Source organism: Streptomyces sp. HSW2009 (genome assembly GCF_040240285.1).
Lineage (GTDB): Bacteria > Actinomycetota > Actinomycetes > Streptomycetales > Streptomycetaceae > Streptomyces.
This window is the reverse complement of sequence record NZ_JBEHZD010000684.1, coordinates 1-3,590: the sequence shown is the minus strand read 5'-3', so window position 1 is coordinate 3,590 and position 3,590 is coordinate 1. Positions and strand designations below refer to the sequence as shown.

Here is a 3,590-nt window from a genome sequence, read left to right as displayed (position 1 = left end):
CCTCGCCCGACATGATCGACTCGGGGTGGAACTGGACCGCGGCCAGGCCGCGTTCGGCGTCCTCGACCGCCATCGCGCCCGCGCCGTCGGCCCGCCCGGGCCGCGCCCCTGGCGTCACTGTCGCCCCAGCGCTGGCCCACCGCTGCCGCCGGGACGGGCGCGGGCGCGGCGCGCGAGCCGCTTGCGATCGGTCCGCTCCCACTCGGCGCGGGTGGCCGCAGCGCGCCAAGCGGCGTGCGAGGCCCGAGTGAGCGCCCCAGAAATCGGCCACCGCGCCCCTGACGTTCGGCTCGATCATGACCCCTACGGTGCAGGTGGGACAGGCCATCGCCGGGTCGCGCAGCCGCCGGGGGCGCCCGGTCCCGCGCCCGGCGCACGGCGCTCAGCAGCACTGATCACCTGCGGACAGCCGTGCCCCGGCGCGCCGTCCGCGCCGGAAGGGTTGGGACGGGGAAGGCCGGGCGAACTTCAGCCACCGCCGCACCCACCCCACGCCACCTTTTGTTGCTGCCCTGTCAAAACCGGGCCTATAGTCTCCGCGCCTTGCAGGCACTGACCTGCAATCCGCCCGGTGAGCTGGGCGGAGTCTGCCCGTCCGGCCACCCGGCCGTCGGCCGTCGTCGATCCCGTGGAGTGGACCGTGGAACGACGCACCTTCCTGCGTGGCGCAGTCATTGGCACCTCAGTAGCGACCTTCGGCGGCTCGCTGATGCGCGGTGCGGCCTATGCCGCCCCCGCCCAGCCCGGCCCCGGCCCGTACGGGGCGCTCGGCTCTGCCGACGCCAACGGCATCCGGTTGCCCAGCGGCTTCACCAGCCGCGTCATCGCCCGGTCCCGGCAGAAGGTCGCCGGCACCGCCTACACCTGGCACGACGCCCCCGACGGCGGCGCCTGCTTCGCGGACGGCACCGGCTGGATCTACGTCTCCAACTCGGAGATCAGCCCGAACGGCGGCGTCGGCGCGGTCAAGTTCAACTCCTCGGGCACCATCACCGGCGCGCACCGGGTGCTCTCTGACACCCGGCAGAACTGCGCCGGCGGCAAGACCCCGTGGAACACCTGGCTCTCCTGTGAGGAGGTCAGCCTCGGGTACGTGTACGAGACCGACCCGTGGGGCGTGAACGCGGCGAACCGGCGCGATGCCATGGGCCGCTTCAAGCACGAGGCGGCGGCGGCCGACCCGGTCCGCCAGGCGATCTACCTGACCGAGGACGAGTCCAACGGCTGCTTCTACCGCTTCGTCCCCACGACCTGGGGCAACCTCTCCTCGGGCACCCTCCAGGTGCTCAAGGCGGGCACGTCCTCCTCGGGCTCCTTCACCTGGGCCAACGTCCCCGACCCGGACGGCTCGCCGACCGCGACGCGCGACCAGGTCTCGGGTGCCAAGCGGTTCAACGGCGGCGAGGGCTGCCACTACGCGAACGACACCGTCTGGTTCACCACCAAGGGCGACAACCGGGTGTGGCAGCTCAACCTGACCAACAACACCTACGAGTTGGCGTACGACGACTCGCTGGTCAGCGGCACCGCCCCGCTGACCGGCGTGGACAACATCACCGGCTCGTCCTCGGGCGACCAGTTCCTCGCCAAGGACGGCGGCAACATGGAGATCTGCCTGATCACGCCGGATGACGTGGTGGCGCCGTTCCTGCGGATCAGCGGCCAGTCGGGCTCCGAGATCACCGGCCCGGCCTTCTCCCCCGACGGTCGGCGGCTGTACTTCTCCAGCCAGCGCGGCACGACGGGCAGTTCGTCGGGCGGCATCACGTACGAGGTGACGGGCCCGTTCCGCTCGTAACGACGGGTCTGTGCGGAGGCCGGTCCGTTGCAGGTGGGGCGGGCCGGTCTCCCGGGGCGCCGGGGCGCTCCCCCGGGCTGCCGCCGCGCAGCAGGGCGGTGCCCAGCGGGGTCAGCGTGTGCAGCACTGCGCTTCCCTGCCGGAGGGTGACCAGCAGCCCGGCGTCCCGCAGCACGGTGGCGTGCTGGCTGGCGGAGGCGAGCGAGACGCCGACCCGGCGGGCGAGTTCGCTGGTGGTGCAGCCGGCTCCGATGCCCTGGAGCACGGCCGACCTGGTGGAGCCGACCAGCTTGACCAGCGAGCGGGCCGGGGTGACCAGCGCGGGGCCCGAGGTGTGCTCCAGCGGGTAGACGAGCACCGGGGTGAGCGCCGGGTTGTGGAAGGTCACCGGCGTGCGCCGGCAGAAGAACGAGGGCAGCAGCAGCAGTCCGCGCCCGTCGAGGTGCAGGTCCCGCTCGACCGGGTAGTCCACTTCGAGCACCGGGGCCCGCCAGCGCATGGTGGCCGGCAGCGACTCCAGCAGCCCGTCCACGCCGCCGTCGAGCAGCGCCCGGCCGCGGGCCGCGCGGTCCGCCTCGATGCGGGCGTGCAGGTGCGGCCAGTACGGGGCGATGGCGGCCCGGTGGTAGTCGCGGAGGGTGTCGACGAGGCGGGCCAGCGCGCGGTCCGCGCCCTCGTCGCCGTCGGCCATCGGCCGCATCCAGGCGGGCAGCGGACGGCCGGCGGGTAACTGGGATATCTCGCTGCGTAACCGCTCCGGTGGAGTGGCCCGCACCGCCTCCATGGCCTCCTCGACGCCGATGACGCCCTCCGACGGCGTCAGGAAGTCGGGGAAATAGCCCCTTTGGGGCACCAGTGGCGCCAGCAACCGCGGCTCCGAATTGAGCCGGGCCCGCGTTTGCGAACGCCATTCACCAAAGATGTTCTCCGCCTGTTTCTCACGAAGTCGATGGAAACTTAAAATAGTTTCCCAAAGAGCGTCCGGTCGAGCGGCCATCCGCAGCCGCGCCAGATCCACGCTTGTGAAATGGACGCGCAGCACTAAACCCCCACATGTGGCATCCGTAGTTCCCCCAACCCCTGAGTATGCACCCCAACACAAGCAGTCACCACGCCCTTTTGGCCACAGTTGAAACGGGTCGCGCTCCAACATGTCCAACCGGAATGCTGGTCCGTGGGAAAAGGCAGGGGCATTTTCCCGGTGGGTGCTCAGGCCGGATTGCTCGTTCCCGTGGGGGGTAACGGGCTGCCGCTAGGCCGTTGAGCATCAGTTGCCGCCGCACATCTCGCCGGCGGCAACGGCTCCCGTGGGGGGAGTAGTAGGGGGGGGGGGGCCCCCCCCCCCCCCCCCCCCCGCCGGGGGGGGGGGCGCGGGGGCCCCCGGGGCGCCCCCCCCGGGGGGGGGGGGGGGGGGGGGGGGGGGGGGGGGGGGGGGGGCGCCCCCCCCCCGCCCCGGGGGGGGCCCCCCCGGGGGCGGGGGGGGGGGGGGGGGGGGGGGGGGGGGGGGGGGGGCGCCGGGGGGGGGGGGCCCCCCCCCCGGCTGGGCGGGGCTTTCACCTGGCTGAGGGTACGTGCGCCCGGATCAGCCGGTGCATCCGCCTGGCTGACGGTACGCGCGCCCGCCTGCGCAGTGCTTTCTTCTGGCTGGTGGTGCGCAGGTGGCGCGTCCGCCTGGCGCTCGGCCGGCGGTGCGTGGCTGCGTGACGCGTCCGGCTGCGTGGCGCGTCCGCCCCGATCAGAGGGTGCGTGCGCGCCGGGTGGCCGGGCGGGGCCGGGGCAGTGAGATTATAAC

At 73.3% G+C, this 3,590-nt stretch carries 3 protein-coding genes; 2 read left to right on the top strand and 1 reads right to left on the bottom strand.

The window, feature by feature from the left end:
• Positions 1 to 640: 640 nt before the first annotated feature.
• Positions 641 to 1,798 (top strand): alkaline phosphatase PhoX, encoded by a 1,158-nt coding sequence (locus AAHZ94_RS30715; protein ID WP_349997000.1) that lies wholly within the window; start codon positions 641 to 643, stop codon positions 1,796 to 1,798.
• Here AAHZ94_RS30715 and AAHZ94_RS30710 read toward each other — a convergent pair.
• On the bottom strand, positions 1,764 to 2,840 hold the full coding sequence (locus AAHZ94_RS30710; protein ID WP_349996999.1) for an ArsR/SmtB family transcription factor: 1,077 nt from the start codon (positions 2,838 to 2,840) through the stop codon (positions 1,764 to 1,766). The genes AAHZ94_RS30715 and AAHZ94_RS30710 overlap by 35 nt on opposite strands.
• Positions 2,841 to 3,105: 265 nt before the next feature.
• Between AAHZ94_RS30710 and AAHZ94_RS30705 the strand changes: the two genes are divergently transcribed.
• On the top strand, positions 3,106 to 3,363 hold the full coding sequence (locus AAHZ94_RS30705) for a hypothetical protein (RefSeq protein WP_349996998.1): 258 nt from the start codon (positions 3,106 to 3,108) through the stop codon (positions 3,361 to 3,363).
• Positions 3,364 to 3,590: the final 227 nt, after the last annotated feature.